Here is a 19611-nt window from a genome sequence, read left to right as displayed (position 1 = left end):
GTTGCGCCCACCACGTCCCCGGAGCGCGACCCTCGGCGCAAGGAGCACCCTCATGGCGATGTCCGTTCGCATGTCCACCACAAGACGATGCCTGGCCGGTGCGGCGGTCCTGGCACTCACGGCGGTGGCCGGCTGTGGAGGCGGGGGTGGTGAGGACGACGGTGCGGCCGACTCCTCCTGCAAGCCGTCCTCCGGCAAGGTCACCCTCCAGTACTGGTCCTGGGTACCCGGCATGGACCAGGCGGTGCGCGCCTGGAACGCCGAACACCCGGACGTGCAGGTGAAGTTGCGTACGACCCCGGCCGGGAACGCGGGCACCTACCAGAACATGTCCAACGCGCTGAAGGCGAAGAAGGCTCCCGACCTCGGGCAGATCGAGTACGACTCGCTGGCCAGCTTCCGGCTCAAGGGCGGCCTGAAGAACATCGAGTCCTGCCCCCAAGTCGCCCAGGCGCAGCCCAAGTTCGTCGACTGGACCTGGTCCCAGGTCGACTTCGGCGCGGGCGGCAAGGACGGCGTCTGGGCGATACCCCAGGACACCGGTCCGATGGCGCTGTACTACCGCAAGGACATCTTCGACAAGCTCCACCTGAAGGCCCCCACCACCTGGGCGGAGTACGAGGCCGACGCGCGCGTCCTGAAGAAGGCGGGCAAGTACATCACCCACTTCTCCCAGACCGACCCGAACTGGTTCACCGGCCTGCTGTGGCAGAACAAGGCCACCATGTTCGAGCGGAAGGGCGACGCCTGGAAGGTCACCGTCGACCGGCCCGAGAGCCGCCAGGTGGCCGACTACTGGCAGCGGCTCATCGACGACAAGCTGGTCGCCACCGACCTCCAGGGCTTCTCGCCCGCGCTGTACAAGTCGTGGAACTCCGGCGAGGTGGTCACCTGGATCAGCGCCGCCTGGGGGTACAGCACCATCCGCGACAACGCCGCGTCCACCGCGGGCAAGTGGGCGGTGGCCCCCATGCCCCAGTGGAAGCAGGGCGACAAGAACGCCGGAAACTGGGGCGGTTCCACCACCGCCGTCCTCTCCGGCAGCCGACACCCGGCGGAGGCGGCCGAGTTCGCGCTCTGGCTCAACACCGACCCGAAGGCCCTGGAGATCCTCAACCGCGCGGGCGGCCTCTACCCGGCGGCCAAGGCCGGACTGACCCTGCCCGCTCTGCAGAAGCCCGTCGGGTTCTACGGCGACCAGAAGATCTTCGACGTCTTCAAGCAGGCGTCCGCCGACGTGGACACGGACTTCACCTGGGGTCCGACGATGACCGACACCTACCGCTTCCTCAGCGACGGCACCTCGGACGTCACCGCGGGCAAGGGCACCCTCGGCGACGTACTGAAGCGGACCGCGGCCGACAGCACGGACTCCCTGCGCAAGCAGTCGCTCGATGTCACGCGCTGAGTCACGCGCCGACCGGCCGAAGCGCCGGACCCTCGCCCCGTACGCCTTCCTCGTCCCCTTCTTCGTGCCGTTCGTCCTCTTCACCCTGCTGCCGGTCGGCTACGCCTTCTGGCAGAGCCTGCACAAGACGGCACGCACCGGCGGCACCTTCGGCCGCACCCACTCGGTGTTCTCCGGCTTCGAGCAGTACGCCGATGTCGTCCGGGAGCCGTACTTCGCCGACAGCGTCCTCAGGGTCGGCCTGTTCGCCCTCGTGCAGATCCCGGTGATGCTGCTGTTCGCCCTGGTCCTCGCCCTCCTGCTGGACTCGGCCGTGGCCCGGCTGAAGCGCTTCTTCCGGCTGGTGTACTTCGTCCCGTACGGCATCCCGGGCGTCGTCGCCGCGCTGATGTGGGCCTCCCTGTACGACCCGAGACTGTCGCCGATCACCGACCTGCTGGGGTCGGTCGGCATCCGGGCCGACCTGCTGGGGCCCCACCTCGTGCTCTGGTCCATCGGCAACGTCGTCACCTGGACCTACACCGGCTACAACATGCTCATCCTGTACTCCGCCCTCCAGGCCCTCCCCGCCGACATCGAGGAGGCGGCCCGCGTCGACGGGGCCGGGGGCTGGACCATCGCGCTGCGCGTCAAGGTCCCGCTGATCCGCCCGGCGCTCGTCCTGACCGGGGTGTTCTCCATCATCGGCACCCTCCAACTGTTCACCGAGCCACAGGTGTTCCGGTCCATCGCCACCAGCGTGACCAGCACCTACACCCCCAACCTCGCCGCCTACTCGCTCACCGCCGGGGACGACTACGGCGGAGCCGCCGCGCTCTCCGTACTGCTCGCCACGGTCACGTTCGCGCTGTCCTTCGCGTTCCTCCGCCTCACCACCAGGAGGCAGGGATGAGCCTGCTCACCCGTACCGACGGCGCCCACGCGACCCACGGGGTCCGCACCGGCCGCGCGTCCACGGCGGCCGCCGTCGCCTTCATGACCCTGGCCGCCTGCTACATGCTGCTCCCGGTGTACTGGCTCCTGGTCTCCTCGACCAAGAGCCAGGGCGACCTGGTCACCACGGCCGGACTGCGGCCCGCCCACTGGCACTTCGGCGACAACCTGACCGCGCTCTTCCAGCAGCAGGACGGCGTCTTCGCACGCTGGCTCCTCAACAGCCTGCTGTACGCCGGTGCGGGCTCCGCCGTGGCCACCGCGCTGGCCGCGGCCGCCGGATACGCCCTGGCCAAGTACCACTTCAAGGGCCGCGAGCTGCTGTTCTCGGTGATCCTCGGCGGCGTCCTCGTACCGGCCACCGCCCTCGCGCTGCCGCTGTTCCTGATGTTCGCCGAGGTGGACGCCACCAACACCTTCTGGTCGGTGTTCCTGCCCAGCATCGTCAGCCCCTTCGGCGTCTACCTGTCCCGCATCTTCGCCGCCGCGTCCGTACCGGACGAGGTGATCGAGGCCGCGCGCATGGACGGCGCGGGCGAGCTGCGCATCTTCACCGGCATCGGGCTGCGCATGATGTCACCGGCGCTGGTGACCGTGTTCCTGTTCCAGTTCGTCGTCATCTGGAACAACTTCCTGCTGCCCCTGGTCATGCTCCAGGACGACGACCTCTATCCCGTCACCCTCGGCCTGTACACCTGGCAGACGCAGACCAGCCGCCTGCCCGTGCTGCAGACCCTCACCATCGTGGGAGCCCTGGTCTCCGTCGTGCCCATCGTGCTCACCTTCGTCCTCCTCCAGCGCTACTGGCGCGCCGGACTCTCCGCCGGGGCGGTGAAGTCATGACCCACCCCCTCACCGCGCTCAACCAGCGGCTGGGCGGCATCGGTTACGGCGGCGACTACAACCCCGAACAGTGGTCCCGCGAGGTGTGGCGGGAGGACGTCCGCCTGATGCGGGAGGCGGGCGTTAACCTCGTGACCGTGGGGGTGTTCTCCTGGTCCCGTGTCCAGCCGCGTCCTGGTGCGTACGACTGGGAGCTGCTGGACGAGGTGCTCGACCTGCTGCACGCCCACGGCATCGCCGTCGACCTCGCCACCCCGACCGCCGCACCCCCGCCGTGGTTCACCAAGCTGCACCCCGACGCCCTGCCGGTCACCGCGTCCGGCACCCGGCTCGCCCACGGCAGCAGGCAGGTCTTCTGCCCCAGCAGCCCCGCCTACGCGGAGGCGGCCGACGCCGTCGTCACCGCGCTGGCGAAGCGCTACGCCGACCATCCCGCCGTCGCGCTGTGGCACGTCCACAACGAGTGGGGCAACCACAACGCCCTCTGCTACTGCGACACCAGCGCGGCCGCCTTCCGTACCTGGCTGCGGGACCGCTACACCACCCTGGACGCCCTCAACTCGGCCTGGGGCACCGACTTCTGGAGCCAGCGCTACGGCGACTGGGACGAGATCGACCCGCCCCGCGACACCACCGCCTTCCGCAACCCCGGACAGGAACTCGACTACCGCCGCTTCTCCTCCGACGCCCTCCTCACCCGGCACCACGCGGAGACGGCCCTGCTCAGGCGCCTCGCCCCCGGCATCCCCGTCACCACCAACCTGATGGGCACCCTGGAGAAGAAGGCCGACGGGTACGCCTTCGCCCCCGCCTGCGACCTCGTCTCCGTCGACCACTACCTCACCGCGGCCGACCCCGACGGGCACATCGACCTCGCCCTCAACGCCGACCTGGCCCGCGGCATGGCCGGGGGCGCACCCTGGCTGCTCATGGAGCACTCCACCTCCGCCGTCAACTGGCAGCCCGTCAACGTGGCCAAACACCCCGGCGAGCTGCGCCGCAACAGCCTCACCCACCTGGCCCGGGGCGCCGACGGCATCATGTTCTTCCAGTGGCGGCAGTCCACGGCCGGCGCCGAGAAGTGGCACTCCGCGATGCTCCCGCACGCGGGCACCGACAGCCGGATCTGGCGCGAGGTCAGCGCCCTGGGCGCCGAGCTGTCCGCCCTCTCCGAGGTGACGGGCACCCGCGTCCAGGGCGACGTGGCGCTCCTCTTCGACTGGCCCAACTGGTGGGCCCTGGAACTCCAGGCCCGCCCCTCCGACCGGCTGCGCTACCTGGACGTGGTCCGCGACTGGTACGCGGCCCTGTGGGCCCTCAACCTCACCTGCGACCTGGTCCCACCCGGCGCCGACCTCACGCCCTACCGCGCCGTCGTCGCCCCGAACCTGTACCTCCTCGCCGACCAGGACGCCGCCAACCTGGACGGATACGTCCGCCAGGGCGGCCACCTCGCGGTCGGCTGCTTCAGCGGGGTGGCCGACACCCAGGACCGGGTACGCCCCGGCGGCTACCCCGGCGCCCTGCGCGACGTCCTCGGGCTGCGCGTCGACGAGTACCTGCCGCTCCGGCCCGGTCAGAGCGCCCTCCTCGACGACGGCACCCTCGCGCACGACTGGGCCGAACGCGTCGAACCGCGCGGCTGCTCCGCCGTACTGCGCTTCGCGGACACGCCCGACGGCGGCCCGGCCGCCGGAGGCCCCGCCGTCACCCGCCACGCACACGGCCGGGGCAGCGCCCGGTACGTCGCCACGCGCCCCTCCGCCCCCACCCTGCGCGAGCTGATGCGGACCCTGGCCGACGAGGCGGGCGTCCGACCCGTGGCGCCCGAGGGCGTGGAAGCGGTGCGCCGCACCGGCCCACAGGGCAGCTATCTCTTCCTGGTCAACCACACCGCCGACGACGTGACCGTCCCGGTCCGGGGCACCGGCCTGCTGGACGCCAAGGTCACCGACACCGGCGCCCTGGTCCCGGCCGGGGGAGTCGTCGTCGTCCGCGAACACGAGTGACGGGGTGTCCATGACGCTGCCCGTGGAGTACGACGAGCCCAGCGGCACCGTCGTCCTGCGCACCGAGCACACCTGCTACGTCCTGCGGGTGGACCGGTCGCGGGGTGCCGTGCTGCATGTGCACTGGGGTGCGCGGCTGCCCCTGGAGGACGCGGTCAGGCTGCCCGTGCGGGCCGAGCACGACAACAGCTTCGCCGGGCGCTTCGACGGGGTGGAGGAGTATCCCGTCGAGGGCGGCGCCCGGTTCGGCGTGCCCGCGCTGGAGGTCCGCTTCGCCGACGGGCACAGTCCGGTCGAGCCCGAGGTGACCGGCGTCCGGATCGCGGGGGCGGCGCACGTGGTGGTCGCGCTGCGGGACCGGGCGCGGCCGCTGGCGTGGGAGACGCACTACCGGGTGCCGCCCGGCGGTGATGTCATCGAGCGCTGGACGGAGTTCGAGCACACCGGCGACACCGGCCCGCTGCTCCTCGTACGCCATGCCGCGGCCCACTGGCCGCTGCCCCGGCGGCACGGCTGGCGGATGTCGGCCGTGCACGGCGGCTGGTCCGACGAGAACCGGCTCGCCCGCACCGAGGTGGCCGTGGGCGAGACCACCCTGACCAGCAGGCGCGGCCACACCAGCCATCAGGCGGCCCCCTGGCTCGCGCTGGACACCGGAACCGCCGACGAGGAGCACGGCGAGGTCTGGGCCACCGTGCTCGCCGCCAGCGGCAGTTGGCGTCTCACCGTGCAGCGCACGGCGGCCGGAGCGGTGGGCGTCGTCGCGGGGGAGGGGCACGAGGGAGCCGAGATCGCCCTGGCCCCCGGTCAGCGGCATGTCACGCCGGTCAGCGTGGCCCTGCACACCACGGACGGCTTCGGCGCCGTGAGCCGCGCCCTCCACACCCACATCCGTCGGCATGTCCTGCCCCACCCCTGCGAACTCCGGCCGGTCCTCTACAACTCGTGGGAGGCGACCGGGTTCGAGACCTCCGAGGAGGGCCAGCTGAGGCTGGCCCGGCGCGCCGCCGACCTCGGTGTGGAGCTGTTCGTCGTGGACGACGGCTGGTTCGGCAGCCGCGACGACGACCGCTCCGGCCTCGGCGACTGGACCCCGCACCCACGCCGCTTCCCGCGCGGACTGCGCCCCCTGGCCGACGAGGTGCACCGGCTGGGCATGGCGTTCGGGCTGTGGGTGGAACCCGAGATGACCAACCCCGACAGCGACTTGTACCGCGCCCACCCCGAGTGGGTACTGCACCTGCCCGACCGCGCCGCCACCGAACTGCGCCACCAGCTCGTGCTGGACTTCTCCCGCCCGGAGGTGACCGACTGGGCGTACGACTGGCTGCACCGGCTCGTCGCCGAGAACGCGGTGGACTTCCTCAAGTGGGACTTCAACCGGTCCTTCACCGAGGCGGGTTCGCGGGGCGGCGGGCCGGACGGACGGCGGGTCCACATCGAGCACGCGCGCGGGGTGCACCGGGTGCTCGACCGGCTGCGCGCCCGGTTCCCGGACCTGCGGATCGAGTCCTGCGCGGGCGGCGGCGGCCGGACCGACCTGGGCATGCTCGCCCGCACCGACCAGGTGTGGGCCTCCGACAACACCGACGCCGTCCAACGGCTGGCCATCCAGCACGGCTTCAGCCAGGTCCACCCGGCGTGTGTCATGTCGGCCTGGGTCACCGACAGCCCCAACCCGCTGACCGGCCGCACGGTCCCGCTCGGCTTCCGCTTCCACTCGGCCATGGCGGGCGTCCTGGGCCTCGGTGGAGACCTGGACCGCTGGACACCGGCCGAACTCACCGAGGCGGCCCGGCTGATCGAGGTCTACAAGGACATCCGCCCGCTGGTGCAGCACGGACACCAGTACCGGCTGCTCGCACCGGGCGACGGCGCCCTGACCGCCGTCCAGTACGTCGATCCCGACGCCGACCGGACGGTGGTGCTGGTGTGGCGGCCCAGCGCCTCCTTCGGCCCGGCGCACCCTCCGCTCCGCCTGCGCGGCCTGGACCCCGGCGCCCGCTACCGCGACGAGGACACCGGCGCGGAATGGTCGGGGGCGACCCTCGCGGGCTTCGGCCTGGCCGTCCCCGCCCTGCCGGACGGCGACTGCGCGAGCGCGCTGGTGCGCCTGCGCAGGGTCGCGTAGCCCGGTCAGCGGCCGGGGGGCGGACCCATCGGGCCGGGCGCGTGCGAGGCGGTGGGCAGACCAGTCCCCGGAGGCATCACCCGGGCCAGGTCGCGGTGTATGCGGTCGGCCTCGCCCCGCACCTCGGCGGGGACGTCGCCGCGCTCGGCGACGAGACGGCTGAAGATGGGGGTGTCGGTGAACATGACTCGAGTCTGCTCTTTTCCAGTGGGTCGCCGGGTGGTGGGGGGCGCGACGGGACGGGTGACGGTCACCTGCCGTGGCCGGACCATCAGCGGGCCGAAAAGACGGCGGCCCCGAGGAACGCCCGGCCAGGAACGGGCACACGACACCTTAAGGGGCGGTACCGACAACGCGCGCCCGGGGACCCGACCCAACCGCACAGCTTAGATGATCATGTATCGCGAATTCGTGGGTAGACGCGGCCGACGAGTCAGAAAGTCATCGAACACGGAGTTGTTGTGCCGACACCGCACCTTTCCCCACAGCCCGGCGCGTCCGGAGCCGTACAGCTGGCCGCGTCCTGGCCGAACTGGCTGGAGGAGCACACCACGGCGCTGGTCGAGGTGCCGCTGCGCATCGCCCTCATCGTCGTCGTCCTGGGGGTGATCCGCTGGGTCGCCAAGCGGGCCATCACCCGCGTCGTCCAGCACATCCTGCAGCCCTCCGGCGACGACGGCGAGGCCCGCCCGCCGCGCCGCGCCGGACGCGGAGCCGCCGTCCTGCTCCGCGACCGCTCCCGCGCCTCCCAGCGCCGCGAGCAGCGCGCCCGCACCATCGGCTCGGTGCTCAGCAGCGGCGTCACGATCGTGCTGGCCCTGCTCGGTACGGCCATGATCCTCGACCAGGTCGGCATCGCGCTCGGCCCCCTGCTGGCCAGCGCCGGAGTGGTCGGCCTCGCCATCGGGTTCGGCGCCCAGAGCCTGGTCGCCGACTACCTCTCCGGCCTGCTCATCATGGTCGAGGACCAGTACGGCGTCGGTGACACCGTCGACCTCGGCGAGGCCATCGGCGAGGTCGAGCACATCGGCCTGCGCCTGACCCACGTCCGCGACCTCAACGGCGGCCTGTGGCACATCCGCAACGGCGAGGTCCTCCGCGTCCGCAACGACAGCCAGGACTGGGCCCGCGCCGTGCTGGACGTCGCCGTCGCCTACGACGCCAACCTCGACACCGTCTACCAGGTGCTGGAGGACGCCGGCCGCACCCTGCGCCAGGACCCGGCCTTCTCCGGCGTGCTGCTGGAGGACCCCAGCGTGTGGGGTGTGCAGTCGCTGGACGCGGACGGGGTCGTCGTGCGCCTCGCCGTGAAGACGGTGCCCCTCCAGCAGTGGTCCGTCACCCGTGAGCTGCGCCGCCGGGTGAAGGACGCGCTGGACGCCGCCGGTATCGACATCCCGTTCCCGCAGCGCACGATCTGGCTGCGCAACGAGGACTCCGAGACGGCCGCCGTCGCCCGCTGAACCTTCCACACATGACGAGGGGCCCGGCCTACCCAAGGCCGGGCCCCTCGTCATGTCATCCAGCGTCGGCGCGCTCTGCGCCTACCAGCGGTACCAGCGGCCTCGACGGCCGCCGCTGCCCGAGGGGCGCACGAAGAACCCGACCAGCCACACCACCAGGACGATCACCGCTATCCACCACAGCGCCTTCAGGGCGAAGCCCGCGCCGAAGAGGATCAGAGCCAGAAGAAGAACCAGAATCAAGGGAACCATTGTCATAACCTCCTGACCGTCGATTGCCCCTGACCAGCGAATACACGCACACAACTGCCAAGTTATCCACACGACTTGAAGGGCATGAGGACGTGTTGCGGTGCGGGTCCCCGGTGGTGCGGTGCTCCGTTCGGTGCAGTGCGGGCGCCATGAGGGCTGACAGGGCCGGTGAAGAGGGATTCTCCGCGTGCGCGGGGGTAACCGCCCTGCATGAACATCGCTGCTGAATTCCTCGCCGCGTCCGGCAAGGGCGCGCTCTGGCTCCTGATCGTGGGCGTGATCGTCGCCGTGCTCCTGCTCGGCGGGTTCCTGCTGGGCAGCCGACGCGCGCGTTCGCGCCGCCTGTCCACCCAGCCCCCCGGCGCCGAGGCCCGCCGCGGCCCCCAGGAGCAGTCGGGCGTCGGCTGGCAGACCCCGGAGGACAACCCGGAGAACCACACCCACCGCCGCTGACCGCTACCGCGCGGGCTGCCGCTCCAGCTCCCGCTTGAGATTGCGCAGCGTGGTGCGGATGTTGCGGGCCTGGAAGTCGGCGAAGGTGCGGCCCGAGGTGACGATCCGATCGAAGACGCCCGCCACGAGGTCGGGCCAGGTGCGGCGGTCGTCGGTCCAGGTCTCGGTGACGCGAGTGCCCTCCCCTTCCGGCTCGAAGCGGTACTCCCAGGTGGCGATCGGGCCGCGCAGGCGCGGGCTGCCGACGCCGATCGCATGGACCCGGAAGGCGAAGTGACGGCCCGGTTCGGCCGCCGTGACCGTGCACCGGGTCACCCAGCGGAAGCGCCCGCGCTTGTTCCGTCCGACGAAGCTGGTGCCCACCTCGGCCGGGCCGTCCACCGAGTCCGGGGTGGTGCCCAGGTTCTCCGGGCTCCACCGGCCCATGTCGCCGGGGTCGCTCACCGCCCGGTAGGCGACCTCCGGCGTGACGTCGATGACGATGCTGTCGCTCACACTCAACACACGGGCCATTGCGCTGCCTCCTACCGCGAACCTGAAGCTACTGTCGAGTAGGAATCATGGCACGCCCCGTCTCCTCTCCGGTCAGTTCCCCAGCGCCGACAGAGCGGCCGCGACCCGGTCACCCACCTCCCGCGGCGTCGACGCGTGCGGGGAGAGCCTGAGCGAGTCGGCGCGCACCGTGGGGGTGACGCCCTCGGCGTGCAGTGCCTTCGCCACCAGGGCGGGGTCGCGGTCCGGCACCGTGAAGGAGAGGATGCCCGCGCGGCGTGCCGGATCGGTGGGGGAGAGGACCCGGCCCCCGTACTCCCTGACGACCTCGGTGAGTTCGCCGACCCGCTCGGCGATCGCGGCCTCGATCGCCCTTACGGTGTGCCGCTCGACGAGGTCCAGCGCGGCCGCGAACGCGGCGGCCGTCACCGGGCTCAGGTTGGTGATCGACCAGCGGCGCGCTTCCGGGGCGGGCGGGTGTTCCGCGCCGTCGAAGAGGCCGACCTCCTCCACTCCCGTCCAGCCGGTGAGGACCGGCTCCAGGGATTCCAGCGCGCGGTCGGACAGCGTGGCGAAGCCCGTGGCCCATCCCGCGCGCAGCCACTTCTGGCCGCCCGCCACCACCACGTCGGCCGCCTCCCACGGCAACTCGGCCGCGCCGAACGCCTGGATGGCGTCCACGATCAGCAGCCGGTCCGGCCCGATCGCCTCGCGCAGCCCCGCCAGATCAGCCCGGAAGCCGGTACGGAAGTCCACGGCGCTCACCGACAGGGCGACGACGTCCTCGGTCAGCGCGGCCCGGACCAGTTCCGGAGTCACCCCGCCGCCGGGCTCCGGGTCGAGCCAGCGGGGCGCGACCCGGCCCAGGTCCGCGGTGCGGCGCCACGGGTAGTGGTTGGCCGGGAAGTCGGTGCGGGGCACGAGGACCGCGCCTTCCTGGATGCCGAGCGCGGCGTGGAAGAGGCCGGTGGACGCGTTCGGCAGCAGCACGGTGTGCCGGGCGTCGGTGCCCGCGAGGCGAGCGGCCGTGTCCCGCGCGGTCTCCTCCGCGCGCATCAGGCCGTCCACGGTAGTGTGGTCCGCGCGGGCGGACTCCGCCAGCGCACGCGCGGTGGCGTCCACGGCGTCCCGCGAGGGCGGGCCGAACCGCGCGAAGTCGAGATACCCGGCCGGTGTGTCGAAGTGAGCTGCGTACGAAGTGAGCACGGGGCTCATCCTCCCTGGTACGGGACGGGCCTGGTACGGGGACGGGCCGGGCAACCCCGCCATGGGGATGCCCGGCCCGTCCGTCCGCTCAGTGCCCGGTGGCTTCCTCGGGGCGCGCGTGGCGCGGCAGGAGGAAGGCGAGCAGGAACGTCAGGACGAGCATCCCGTCCACGATCCACAGGACCGTCTTCATGACGGAGCCGAAACCGCCCTTGAAGGCCGATGTCGCGGTGGTCCGGAGCGCGGCCGGTATCCGGGCGCCGTCCCGCGGCGAGGTGATGACCGACCGGGTGTCCTTCTCCAGCGTCACGCAGGAGGCCGGGGTCGCGGCCGGGTCCTTGGCGACCGCGCGGTCCGAGGCGCAGGTACGCAGATCCGCCACGACACGGTCCTGGGCGGCGGGCGCGACATGCGCGGCGGTCAGCTGCTCGCGCAGGCCGCCCGCGTGCTGGTCGACGGCGGTGGCGATCCCGCCGCCCAGCAGGCCGAAGAACACGGTGCCGAGGATGGCCACGCCGAAGGCGCCGCCGAGCTGCTGGACCGCGGTCATGGTGCCGGACGCCGAACCCGTCTCATGCTGCTCGACACTGGCGAGCACGGTGTCGAAGAAGGGCGCCATCAGCAGGCCCATCCCGATGCCCGTGACCAGCAGCGAGGGCAGGAGCTGCCAGGGGCCGACACCGCTGCCCGCGAGGTCCAGGGTCAGCCACACACCGAACACCCCGGCCGCCATGACCAGCGCGCCCCCCTGGAGCACCATGCGGCCGAACCGGGTGACCGCCTGGGCGAGCCCGAAGCCGACGATCATGCCGCCGGACCAGGGCACCATCACCAGGCCCGCCTTCAGCGGCGAATAGCCCAGCCCGATCTGGGTGTAGAGGTTGAAGACCAGCATGAAGCCCTGCATGGCGGAGAAGAAGACCAGCCCGAGGATCATGCCGCCGCTGAATCCGCGCTTGCGGAACAGGCTGATGACGACCAGCGGGTCCCGGCCCGCCCGGCTGCGCCGCGCCTCGTACTGCGCGAAGGCGGCGAAGACGACGACCGAGGCGGCCATCATCGCGAAGGTCCACAGCGGCCAGTCGTACTCACGGCCCTGGACCAGCGGGAAGATCAGGAGCAGCGCGGCCAGCGAGACCAGGAGCATGCCGGGGATGTCGAGGCGCGGCTTGCTGTCGGACCGGGTCCTCGGCAGATAGCGCACGGCGCCCAGCAGGGCGGCGGCGCCCAGCGGCAGGTTCAGCAGGAAGATCATGCGCCAGCCGGTGCCGAAGTAGTCGGCGTCCACGAGCCAGCCCGCCAGGATCGGTCCGGAGACCGCCGACAGCCCCATGACCGGGCCGAACATGCCGAACGCCTTCTGCGACTCCTTCGGCGGGAACATCTCCTTGATCATGCCGAGGCCCTGCGGCAGCATCACCGCGCCGAAGAGCCCCTGTACGACGCGGGCGCCGATCAGCATCTCGGGGGACACCGACACCGCGCACAGCAGCGAGCCCACGGTGAACCCGGCGGCGCCGACCAGGAACATGGTGCGGCGGCCGTGGATGTCGCCGAGGCGGCCGCCGGTGACCAGGCCGACGGCCATCGAGAGCGTGTACGCGGCGGCGAGCCACTGGAGGGTGGAGGCACCGCCGCCCAGGTCTGCGCGCATGGACGGACCGGCGATGTTCGTGACGACGGCGTCCAGGAGGTCCATCACCTCGGCCGCGAGGATCACGAAGAGCGCTGCCCAGCGCCATCTGTAGGGCGCTGGTGCGTCAGTGGGCGTCTCGGCGGACGCGACACCGGTGGTGGACATCGGTACTCCTCGCGGAAAGGGGCCGCGGCCCCCGGTGATGAGCCATGGGCGCGGTGGGACGGACGGACAGACCTGGAGAACACTGTTCACCGTAGCAGAACGGTGCTCACTCGGAGAACGCTGTTCATCAAGATATAGCGCAAGCGCGCCGCGAGGACAAGATATATCGCGTTGGCTGTGGAGAAGTGCCGCTCACCAGTCGTGAACACTGTTCTCCGACGGCCCTAGACTGTCCCCATGAGCGACGCGGCCGCCGGCAATCCCGCACCCCCTCCGCCGTCCCCCTGGGAGCGTGAGCGTCCCGCCCGCCCGCAGACGGCACCGCAGCGCACCCCGCTGTCACGCGAGCGGATCGTCGAGGCGGCCTTCACGGTCCTGGACCGCCAGGGGCTCGACGGGCTCTCGATGCGCCAGGTGGCGGCCGAACTGGGCGTCACCGTCTCCGCCCTCTACGCGTACGTCAGCTCCAAGGACGACCTGCTGGAGCTGATGTACACCCGCCTCTTCGACGGCTTCCGGATGCCCGAGCCCGACCCCGAGCGGTGGCGCGAGCAGATCCGGGACTACGCGCGCGCCGGGCGCGAGCGCCTGCTGTCCCACCGGGACGTGGCCCGGATCTCCATGGCGCACGTCCCGTTCACGGCCGAACTGCTGCCGCACGTCGAGGGGCTGCTCGCCATATTCCGCACGGCCGGGCTGCCCGACCGGATCGCGGCGGAGGCCGGTGACCTCATCTCCACCTACATCGACGGCTTCGTCCTGGAGGAGGGCATGTGGCAGGACCGGGCCGCCGCCCGGCCCGACGACGGCGACTCCTCACTGGCCCGCCCCGACTGGCGCGAGATGGCCGGGGAGATGCAGGACTACTTCGCGTCCCTGCCGCCCGCGGACTTCCCCCACCTGCGCGCACTGGCGGACGTGATGGTGAGCGACTCCTCCGACGAGCGGTTCGACATCGGCCTGGAGATCATCCTGCGGGGGCTGGCGAGCTATCTGCCGGACGCGGCGGCCGAGGCGGCACCCGACGCCTGACGGGGGACTCCCGGCCCGCCCCGCTCAGCGCTCGGCGGCCGCCCGTGCCTTCGTCGTGTCACCGAAGGGCAGCGCGCCGCCGCTGAGGTGGGCCCGGATGCCGTCCCGCTCCACCGTGATGCGCTGGACGCGGATGTCGCCCGGCGTCTTCGGCAGCTGGAAGGACAGGTTGAGCTGGTCCGCGAGCTGGGGCTTGGTGACGCCCTGCACCGCGCCGAGCAGCTTGGGGTCGATGCCGAGCTTCGCGGGCAGGTCGGGCTGCTCGGCGACCACGTCGAACAGGTTGACCTTCATCAGGCTGCCGACGAACCCCGGCCTGCCGGTGAGCCGCTCCAGGGCCGACTCGCTGCGCATCGCGTCGCGGATCTCGGACCGGTCGATCCCGGCGCGCTCCGCGATCACCGGTACGGCCAGCATGGCCCGCACCTTGTCCCGCTGCTCGGCGACCGCACGCGCCGCCTTGGGAGTGAGCTGGAGCCCCGCGTCGCGGCCGGGGCGGAAGACGGCCACGTCCCCGATGTCGAGACGCATACGGCTGATGTCGGTCGACACCCCGCGGTCACCCGACCGCCCGATCCGCGCCTCCGCGTGCACCCCGAGCCGCTGTCCGGCGACCGGTATCTGTCCGTCGGCCTTGATCGCACCGGGGCCCAGACGGCTGAACTCCACCTGCGAGGAGCCCAGTTCACGGTCGAGGTCCTCGAAGGAGAGCAGTACGTCCCCGTCGAGGGAGCTGACGGTGCCGCCCTTGAGGTGGGAGGGGAGTTCACCGTCGAGCCGTACGTCGTGCGCCGTGGCGTGGACCCTCGCCAGTGACACCCGGTCGGCGGCCAGGTCGGGGACGGTGACATGCGCGGTGTCGATCCGCTTGTCCAGCACCTGGGTGAGGAACGGGAAGCCGTCGATCTCCACCTGCGGCGCGGCCTCCAGATGCAGCGACTTCTGCAGCTGGTCCTCGGTCTTCCGCTCCGCGAAGAGCACCGCGAACCGGTCGCCCAGCACCAGGAACGCCAGCGTGACGGCGATCGCGATGCTCGCCTTCACCGCACGCCGCAGATTCTTGAACTTGCGAGGACGCCTCCGCCCGGCCCTGCGCGTCCCAGGGGGCTGCCGGTCTCCCGACTGCCCATCGGACACGGCGTGTTCCTGGTCGTTCATCGAGCGGTGCGACGCTGGGCGAGTGGAGGAGCGCATCACGCCACCCAAACACGTCACCGCAGGTCGGACGCAAGTTCAGCCCTTGGCGGGCGACGGTTCTCACATCCCGGTGACGGGGATACGGGGCACGGGTGAAGGAGTGCGGTCGATCATGTGTCGCTCACGTGCGGTTCAGGAGGCACCGATCCGGTGACCTGAGGGACCATGGAGGCAGAGCAGTGTTCCGCCTCCGGCTGCGAAGGAGGTCACCATGGCAGCCGAACCGCCCTTCGTGCCGCCGATCGGGCCTGTCCTGACGGTCTCGGCCGCCGATGTCCGGCTGCCCGAGCTGATCCTGGCCGGGGACATCGGCGCCGACGCCCTGCGGGAGCTGGAGGAGGTCCTCGGGGCCCCGCCACTCCACACGGCGGCCGCCTGGACCGTCGACATGAGCCAGGTGACCCGTATCGACCTGGCCTGCGCCTACGCCCTCCTGCGCGGCGCCACCCTGCGCCCGGAACCCGCCGACCTCACCATCCGCGGCCCCCGCCGCGCCGTCCAGCGAACCCTGCGTCACGCAGGGCTCGACGTGGTGGCCGTCATCGAGGAGTAGAGGCTCCCGCACCAGTCGATCAGGGCCCGCCCGACCTTTGTGGTCGGGCGGGCCCTGACCCTCTTTCAAAGTCCTGAAGCGGCCCATCCCGGTAGCACCATCGTTCGATTCGATCGTTCACGCATATGTGCGAGACCCACGGGCAACCGAAGCGGAAGGCGTAGAGGACAGGTGAAGGACCTCCTCGAAGACTCCCGTTCAGGGGAGGGGATCGTGGACAGAACAGACAGCAAGAACGAGAACAGCGGCCAGGATTCGGACGAGCGCATGGACCTGCCGACCGTGATGCGGCAGGCGAGCGCACAGCTCTCCGGACTGCTCCAGCGTGAAGTGGGCGCGGTCTCCGCCGTGAAGGCCACCGACGACGGCTGGGTGGCCGACGTCGAGGTCGTGGAGGTCGAGAAGGTGCCGGACACCATGAGTGTCATGGCGTCCTACCGCGTCGAACTCGACCAGCGGGGGCGGCTCATGGCCTATGAGCGCGTACGCCGCTACGCCAGGGGCCAGATCGACCGCCGCTGAATCAATGGGATCGCCGCGATGAATCGAGTCGCGCGGCGCCCTGAACGGATCAACGGAAAGAAGTCAGCATGTCACTCGTACAGCAGTCCAGCACCCAGTCCGGCGGAAGCGGCGGCGGCGGAGGAAATCTCTACGACGTCCTCGAACTCATCCTGGACCGAGGGCTCGTGATCGACGCGTTCGTGCGCGTCTCCCTCGTGGGCATCGAGATACTCAAGATCGACGTCCGTGTCGTCGTCGCCAGCGTGGACACCTACCTCCGCTTCGCCGAGGCGTGCAACCGGCTCGACCTCGAGTCCGGCCGCAAGGCGCCCAGTCAACTCACCGACCTCGTCGGCGACATGACCGAGAGCGGGGCGAAGGGGAAGTCGAAAGGAGCGCTGACGGGAGCCGTCGAGGCGTTCACCGACTCGCTCGGGAGCAAGCGCGACGACTCCGAGGAGGAGTCACAGCCCCGCAAGCGCGCGCCGCGCAAGTCCACGTCCAGCCGCCAGTCCAGCAGCCAGAGCCGCGGGGAGTAAGCACGTGCCCACCTACGTATACGGCATCACCGGAGCCGACCATCCACTGCACCTGGAGGAGGTCTTCGGCGTCGGCGAGTCCCCGGCCCCGCTGCGCACCGTACGGACCGGCGATCTCACCGCCGTCGTCAGTGACGCGCCGGACGGCCTGCGGGCCAAGCGCCGCGATGTGCAGGCCCACCAGCGCGTGCTGGAGGTCCTGATGGGCGACGGCGCGACCCTCCCCATGCGCTTCGGGCTGCTCGCCCCCGACGACGAGCAGGTGGCGAGCGCGCTGGACACCGAGGGCGAGCGCTACCGCGCCCGGCTCGACGAGCTGGACGGCCGTGTCGAGTACCACCTCAAGGTCGCCCGCGACGAGGACGACCTGCTGCGGGAGATCGTCACCCAGTCCGACCAGGTCCGTGAGCTGCGGGAACGCACGCGGGACCAGTCCGGCGCGCACGACGAGCGCGTGGCCCTCGGTGAGCTGATCTCCCACGAGGTGTCCGCCCGCAGCGGCGCGGAGGCCGAGGAGCTGAGCGGGCGCCTGGCGCCCGCGGCGACCCGCCTCTCGATGGGCGAGCCCAGCTCGACGCACTTCCTGAGCGTGTCCTTCCTCGTCCCCGAGGACGGGGTGGAGAACTTCGTCCAGGCCGTGGAGCGCGAGTCGGACCAGCGGGGGGACGCCTACACCTTCACCCTCACCGGGCCGCTGCCGCCGTACAGCTTCGTCTGAGCGGACACCCGTCCGGCCGACGACGGAAGGGAGCGTCGCAGTGGGACTCATCACCGGCATCGTGACCTTTCCCCTCGCCCCCGTACGCGGATCGCTCTGGGTCATCGACCAGGTGCTGTCCGCGGCGGAGGAGGAGTACTACGACCCCGAACCCGTGCGACGCGAACTGGCCGCACTGGAGAGGCAGTTGACGAGCGGCGAGATCTCCGACGAGGAGTTCGACCGCCGCGAGGACGAACTGCTCGACCGGCTGGACGAGATCGACGCCCACCGGCGCGAGAACGGAGGAAGTCGCTGACCGGACAGCGCAATCGACGACCCGCAGAGACTGAGGTGCTCAACGAATGACGAAGAACGTCAAGATAGCCGCCGCCCTGGTGGGCGGATACGTGCTGGGGCGGACCAAGAAGGCCAAGATGGCCATCGGCCTCGGCATGTTCCTGGCCGGCAAGAAGCTCGACCTCGACCCGAGGCGCATCGGCACGCTGCTCGCCGAGTCGCCCGCCCTCGCCGGTCTCAACGCCCAGGTCCGCAAGGAGCTGGTGGAGACCACGAAGGCCGCGGCCACCGAGGCGCTGACCAAGCGCGCCGCCGGTTTCGCCGACTCGCTCACCGACTCCCTGGCCCAGCGCACCAAGGCCCTCGACGGGCCCCAGGACGACGAGGTCGAGGAGGAGGAAGAGGAGGAGAAGCCCGCGAAGCGGCAGAACTCCTCCGCCTCCGCCGCCTCCGAGGGCACGCGCCGCAAGACCGCCGCCCCCGCCCGCAAGCGGACCGGCACCGCGAAGTCCGCCGCCTCCCGCAGCGGGGCCTCCCGCGCCGGTGGGGCCGCGAAGAAGCGGGCCTCCTCCGCCACGCGCAAGAGCGGCGGTAACGGCAATGGCTGACTCCGCCCTGAGCAAGGCCAAGGACCAGGTCGTCCACAACGAGTCGACCGACCGCCTGAAGGAGGCGCTGGGCAACTATCTGCGCGCCCGCGCCGAGCACACCGTCAGCCAGCTCGGTCACAAGCTCGGCGAGAGCGTCACCAAGCTCGGCACACCGGGCGAGGGCGGCCCGCTCAAGAGCCTCGCCAAGGGCGGGCAGGCGCTCGCCGACGGCAAGTCACCGGCGCAGGCGGCCATGTCTGCGGGCGTCTCCCACCTCAAGGACACCGTGAAGGACAAGGTCAAGGGCCTGTTCGGCAAGGGCGGCAAGTCCGGCGGCGGCAAGTCCAAGAGCGTGACGATCGTCGAGGACATCAACGTCGGCGTGCCGGTGCGCGAGGCGTACGACCAGTGGACCCAGTTCCAGGAGTTCTCGACGTTCGCCAAGGGCGTCGTGAGCGTGGAGAAGGCGGACGACACCACCAGCAACTGGAAGGTGAAGGTCGCCAAGTCCACCCGCAGCTGGAAGGCCAACGTCACCGAGCAGGTGCCGGACGAGCGGATCACCTGGACGACCGAGGGCGCCAAGGGCACGGTCAAGGGCGTCGTCACCTTCCACGCCGTCACCGACAACCTCACCAAGGTGCTGCTGGTCCTCGAGTACTTCCCCAAGGGGCTGTTCGAGAAGACGGGCAACATCTGGCGCGCCCAGGGCCGCCGGGCCCGGCTGGACCTCAAGCTCTACCGCAAGTTCATCATGATGCGCGGCGAGGCGACCGACGGCTGGCGCGGCGAGATCCGCGACGGCGACGTGGTCGTCACCCACGACGACGCGATCGAGCAGGAAGAGGCGGAACAGGCCGAGGAGGAGCAGCCCGAGGAGGAGCAGGACGAGCCCCGCGCCGAGGAAGAGGGCGAAGAGGGCGAAGAGCGCGAAGAGGGCGACGACGGCGAGCTGGCCGACGCGGCCGACGAGGAAGACCTCGAGGAGCCCGAGGACGCCGACGACGAGTTCACCGACGAAGCCGAAGGCGAGTACCTCGACGAGGACGCCGACGACGCCGAGGAGTACGAGGCGGAGGCCGACGAGCCGGACGCCGAGGAGCCCTACGAGGAGCCCGAGGAAGAAGAAGAGGCGGCTCCCCGGACCTCCCGGCGTCGGCGCACCGCCGACGCCAGGGCCTGATCCGGGAAACAGCCGAAAGACAGGG

21 protein-coding genes are annotated in these 19611 nt (G+C 71.2%); 15 read left to right on the top strand and 6 right to left on the bottom strand.

Annotation, left to right across the window (positions count from 1 at the left end; genetic code table 11):
- The first annotated feature begins 52 nt into the window (after nt 1-52).
- The 5 genes from ACI2LY_RS02880 to ACI2LY_RS02860 are packed head-to-tail and all read left to right on the top strand — an operon-like array spanning nt 53 to nt 7324.
- Nucleotides 53-1408, top strand: a complete 1356-nt coding sequence (locus tag ACI2LY_RS02880; protein WP_404705538.1) for an ABC transporter substrate-binding protein — start codon at nt 53-55, stop codon at nt 1406-1408.
- Complete coding sequence (locus ACI2LY_RS02875; RefSeq protein WP_404705537.1) at nt 1395-2300, top strand: carbohydrate ABC transporter permease; 906 nt, start codon at nt 1395-1397, stop codon at nt 2298-2300. The genes ACI2LY_RS02880 and ACI2LY_RS02875 overlap by 14 nt, the downstream gene beginning before the upstream one ends.
- Entirely contained in the window at nt 2297-3184 is an 888-nt protein-coding gene (locus tag ACI2LY_RS02870; RefSeq protein ID WP_404705536.1) for a carbohydrate ABC transporter permease, read from the top strand. The genes ACI2LY_RS02875 and ACI2LY_RS02870 overlap by 4 nt, the downstream gene beginning before the upstream one ends.
- Nucleotides 3181-5193, top strand: a complete 2013-nt coding sequence (locus ACI2LY_RS02865) for a beta-galactosidase (protein ID WP_404705535.1) — start codon at nt 3181-3183, stop codon at nt 5191-5193. The genes ACI2LY_RS02870 and ACI2LY_RS02865 overlap by 4 nt, the downstream gene beginning before the upstream one ends.
- Nucleotides 5194-5203: 10 nt before the next feature.
- The gene (locus ACI2LY_RS02860) at nt 5204-7324 is read left to right on the top strand and encodes an alpha-galactosidase (protein ID WP_404705534.1); all 2121 of its coding nucleotides are present in this window, start codon (nt 5204-5206) and stop codon (nt 7322-7324) included.
- 5 nt (nt 7325-7329) lie between these two features.
- Here the strand turns inward: ACI2LY_RS02860 and ACI2LY_RS02855 are convergent, their stop codons facing one another.
- Nucleotides 7330-7509, bottom strand: coding sequence for a hypothetical protein (locus ACI2LY_RS02855; protein WP_393912343.1), 180 nt, complete (start codon nt 7507-7509; stop codon nt 7330-7332).
- Between the two features lie 276 nt (nt 7510-7785).
- Between ACI2LY_RS02855 and ACI2LY_RS02850 the strand changes: the two genes are divergently transcribed.
- Nucleotides 7786-8787, top strand: a complete 1002-nt coding sequence (locus ACI2LY_RS02850) for a mechanosensitive ion channel family protein (protein ID WP_393598005.1) — start codon at nt 7786-7788, stop codon at nt 8785-8787.
- A gap of 81 nt (nt 8788-8868) precedes the next feature.
- Here the strand turns inward: ACI2LY_RS02850 and ACI2LY_RS02845 are convergent, their stop codons facing one another.
- Complete coding sequence (locus ACI2LY_RS02845) at nt 8869-9039, bottom strand: DUF5670 family protein (RefSeq protein ID WP_399713745.1); 171 nt, start codon at nt 9037-9039, stop codon at nt 8869-8871.
- A 210-nt stretch (nt 9040-9249) separates the two neighbouring features.
- On the opposite strand from ACI2LY_RS02845, the gene ACI2LY_RS02840 reads away from it, so the two are divergent.
- Nucleotides 9250-9492 carry a DUF6479 family protein gene (locus tag ACI2LY_RS02840; protein WP_404705533.1) on the top strand — a complete coding sequence of 81 codons (243 nt, stop codon included), beginning with the start codon at nt 9250-9252 and terminating at the stop codon, nt 9490-9492.
- A gap of 3 nt (nt 9493-9495) precedes the next feature.
- Here the strand turns inward: ACI2LY_RS02840 and ACI2LY_RS02835 are convergent, their stop codons facing one another.
- The 3 genes from ACI2LY_RS02835 to ACI2LY_RS02825 all read right to left on the bottom strand — a co-directional run bounded on the left by ACI2LY_RS02835 (nt 9496) and on the right by ACI2LY_RS02825 (nt 12991).
- Entirely contained in the window at nt 9496-10005 is a 510-nt protein-coding gene (locus ACI2LY_RS02835; RefSeq protein WP_404705532.1) for an SRPBCC family protein, read from the bottom strand.
- Between the two features lie 72 nt (nt 10006-10077).
- Nucleotides 10078-11199, bottom strand: coding sequence for an aminotransferase class V-fold PLP-dependent enzyme (locus tag ACI2LY_RS02830; protein ID WP_404705531.1), 1122 nt, complete (start codon nt 11197-11199; stop codon nt 10078-10080).
- 79 nt (nt 11200-11278) lie between these two features.
- Nucleotides 11279-12991 carry an MFS transporter gene (locus tag ACI2LY_RS02825; RefSeq protein WP_404705530.1) on the bottom strand — a complete coding sequence of 571 codons (1713 nt, stop codon included), beginning with the start codon at nt 12989-12991 and terminating at the stop codon, nt 11279-11281.
- A gap of 237 nt (nt 12992-13228) precedes the next feature.
- Between ACI2LY_RS02825 and ACI2LY_RS02820 the strand changes: the two genes are divergently transcribed.
- Nucleotides 13229-14023: a TetR/AcrR family transcriptional regulator gene (locus tag ACI2LY_RS02820; protein WP_404705529.1), complete on the top strand. Its 795-nt coding sequence runs from the start codon at nt 13229-13231 to the stop codon at nt 14021-14023.
- Nucleotides 14024-14047: 24 nt separating this feature from the next.
- On the opposite strand, the gene ACI2LY_RS02815 is transcribed toward ACI2LY_RS02820, so the two are convergent.
- Nucleotides 14048-15067, bottom strand: a complete 1020-nt coding sequence (locus ACI2LY_RS02815) for a DUF2993 domain-containing protein (protein WP_404705528.1) — start codon at nt 15065-15067, stop codon at nt 14048-14050.
- A gap of 364 nt (nt 15068-15431) precedes the next feature.
- On the opposite strand from ACI2LY_RS02815, the gene ACI2LY_RS02810 reads away from it, so the two are divergent.
- From ACI2LY_RS02810 to ACI2LY_RS02780, 7 genes are all read left to right on the top strand, one after another.
- Entirely contained in the window at nt 15432-15773 is a 342-nt protein-coding gene (locus tag ACI2LY_RS02810) for an STAS domain-containing protein (protein ID WP_404705527.1), read from the top strand.
- Nucleotides 15774-15986: 213 nt separating this feature from the next.
- Complete coding sequence (locus tag ACI2LY_RS02805; protein WP_393598022.1) at nt 15987-16295, top strand: gas vesicle protein; 309 nt, start codon at nt 15987-15989, stop codon at nt 16293-16295.
- Nucleotides 16296-16363: 68 nt separating this feature from the next.
- On the top strand, nt 16364-16816 hold the full coding sequence (locus ACI2LY_RS02800; RefSeq protein WP_393598024.1) for a gas vesicle structural protein GvpA: 453 nt from the start codon (nt 16364-16366) through the stop codon (nt 16814-16816).
- A 4-nt stretch (nt 16817-16820) separates the two neighbouring features.
- Nucleotides 16821-17534 (top strand): GvpL/GvpF family gas vesicle protein, encoded by a 714-nt coding sequence (locus tag ACI2LY_RS02795; protein ID WP_404705526.1) that lies wholly within the window; start codon nt 16821-16823, stop codon nt 17532-17534.
- 40 nt (nt 17535-17574) lie between these two features.
- Entirely contained in the window at nt 17575-17832 is a 258-nt protein-coding gene (locus ACI2LY_RS02790; RefSeq protein ID WP_404705525.1) for a gas vesicle protein GvpG, read from the top strand.
- A gap of 46 nt (nt 17833-17878) precedes the next feature.
- Entirely contained in the window at nt 17879-18421 is a 543-nt protein-coding gene (locus ACI2LY_RS02785; protein WP_404705524.1) for a hypothetical protein, read from the top strand.
- On the top strand, nt 18414-19586 hold the full coding sequence (locus ACI2LY_RS02780) for an SRPBCC family protein (RefSeq protein ID WP_404705523.1): 1173 nt from the start codon (nt 18414-18416) through the stop codon (nt 19584-19586). The genes ACI2LY_RS02785 and ACI2LY_RS02780 overlap by 8 nt, the downstream gene beginning before the upstream one ends.
- Nucleotides 19587-19611 lie beyond the last annotated feature (25 nt).

Origin of the sequence: Streptomyces sp. NPDC002176 (assembly GCF_044903645.1) — a bacterium.
Taxonomy (GTDB): domain Bacteria; phylum Actinomycetota; class Actinomycetes; order Streptomycetales; family Streptomycetaceae; genus Streptomyces.
This window is presented reverse-complemented; position numbering and strand designations above follow the sequence as displayed.